Source organism: Streptomyces sp. SID14478, assembly GCF_010548525.1.
Lineage (GTDB): Bacteria > Actinomycetota > Actinomycetes > Streptomycetales > Streptomycetaceae > Streptomyces.
In genome coordinates this window covers 1-1,669 of record NZ_JAAGMG010001364.1, presented here as the reverse complement: position 1 = coordinate 1,669, position 1,669 = coordinate 1, and the positions used below count along the sequence as shown (strand labels likewise).

At 73.1% G+C, this 1,669-nt stretch carries 2 protein-coding genes; one reads left to right on the top strand and one right to left on the bottom strand.

The features are described 5' to 3' along the window. Positions 1 to 253, bottom strand: a 253-nt coding sequence (locus tag G3I40_RS43470) for a nicotinate-nucleotide--dimethylbenzimidazole phosphoribosyltransferase (RefSeq protein ID WP_203645866.1), incomplete at its 3' end; no start/stop codon positions are given. A 319-nt stretch (positions 254 to 572) separates the two neighbouring features. Between G3I40_RS43470 and G3I40_RS43465 the strand changes: the two genes are divergently transcribed. Continuing rightward, on the top strand, positions 573 to 1,643 hold the full coding sequence (locus G3I40_RS43465) for a class I SAM-dependent methyltransferase (protein ID WP_203645864.1): 1,071 nt from the start codon (positions 573 to 575) through the stop codon (positions 1,641 to 1,643). Positions 1,644 to 1,669 lie beyond the last annotated feature (26 nt).

The following is a 1,669-nucleotide window of genomic DNA, read 5'->3' as shown; positions in this document are numbered from 1 at the left end:
CCGCGGCGCGCCGCGACACGCCGAGCTCGGCGACTCCGTGGTCACCGGCGAAGAGGATCACGCGCGGCTGCGCGACGGGCCGTACGGGCACGGATCCCTGGGCGGCGGAGAGCCACTCGCCCAGTTCGTCGAGGCGGCCGAGCGCGCCGGGCGGCACGGCGAACCGGGCCCTGTGCTCCTCGGCGTCGCGGCGGGTCCCGCCGTCGGGGCGCTCGATCAGATCGGTGAAGTCGTCGAGATTCAGCGAGCTCATTCGCCGAACAGTACCGGCCTCGTTCGCGCGTGCCGGGGCTGCCTTCCGGCGGTGAGTTGCGCCATGTGACGCACCGACTCCGCAACGTCATTGCCAGGCTCTTCGCGATCCCTTACGTTCCCCTTTGTGTCGGATTGTCATACCGCGGTGTTCGTCTCGGTACGGGCGGCAGTACAGGAACCCACGCCCGTACTCGTGCCTGCGCCGGTCCCCGCACCCACCGCGACGCCCCCTGGCGCACCGGCCCCCACCTGACGGCCCGGCTCTCCCACCGCCCCCGCGCACGACTCGCCCCACCGCACCAGGAGTTGACGAAGCGATGCCCCCCACCGCGCAGGCCGTGGCCGACCGCCGCCCCGCCTACCTCACCGAACTCGCCCAGGGCACCGAGCGCTTCCACGAGCCGCGCCGCCCCGACTGCCCCTGGTGCGGCTCCACCAAGCTGCGCACCCGGCTGCGCACCACCGACCTGCTCCAGCACAAACCCGGCACCTTCACCATCGACCAGTGCCGCGCCTGCGACCACTCGTTCCAGAACCCGCGGCTCACCCCCGAGGGGCTGGACTTCTACTACCGCGACTTCTACGACGGCCTGCGTGCCGACCAGGCCGAGAAGATCTTCGGCGCGCAGACCTCCACCAAGCGCCACGCGTCCGGCACCCGCGCCCTCGCCCGCTTCATCGAGCCGGAGAGCTGGCTCGACGTCGGCACCGGGCAGGGGCACTTCCCGGCGGTCGCCAAGGAGGTGCTGCCGTACACGGCGTTCGACGGCCTCGACATCAGCGACGGCGTCGAGGAGGGCCGCAGGCAGGGCCGCATCGAGGAGGCCCACCGGGGCTTCCTCGTCGACCTCGCGCCCGAACTCGCGGGCCGCTACGACGCGATGAGCATGTTCCACTACCTGGAGCACTCCCTCGACCCGCGCGAGGAACTCAAGGCGGCCCGCCGCGTCCTGCGCCCCGGCGGCCACCTGATGATCGAGGTGCCCGACCCGGAGAGCCGCTACGCGGCACTGCTCGGCAAGTGGTGGGTCTCGTACTTTCAGCCGCAGCACCTGCACTTCATCCCGCTCGCCAACCTGCGCACCGAACTGGCCGCGCTCGGCTACACCGTCGTCGCCGTCGACCGCCGCGAGCCGCACGTCCCGCTCGACCTGACGGCGGCCTGCGCCCTGCTGCTCGGCCACTACCTGCCCGACGCCGACGACCCGTGGCGCACCCGGGCCCCCGGCGACGTCCAGCGCAAGCTGCGCCGGGCCCTGATGCACGGGGCGGCCCCGGCCTTCGTCACCGCCCGCGCCGTCGACCGGCTGCTCGCGCCGCTGGTCAGCCGCACCCGCTTCTCCAACTCCTACCGGGTCATCGCCCGCCGTGACCCGGACCCGTCCTGACCCCCGCCCCCGGCGAGCGGCCCCGT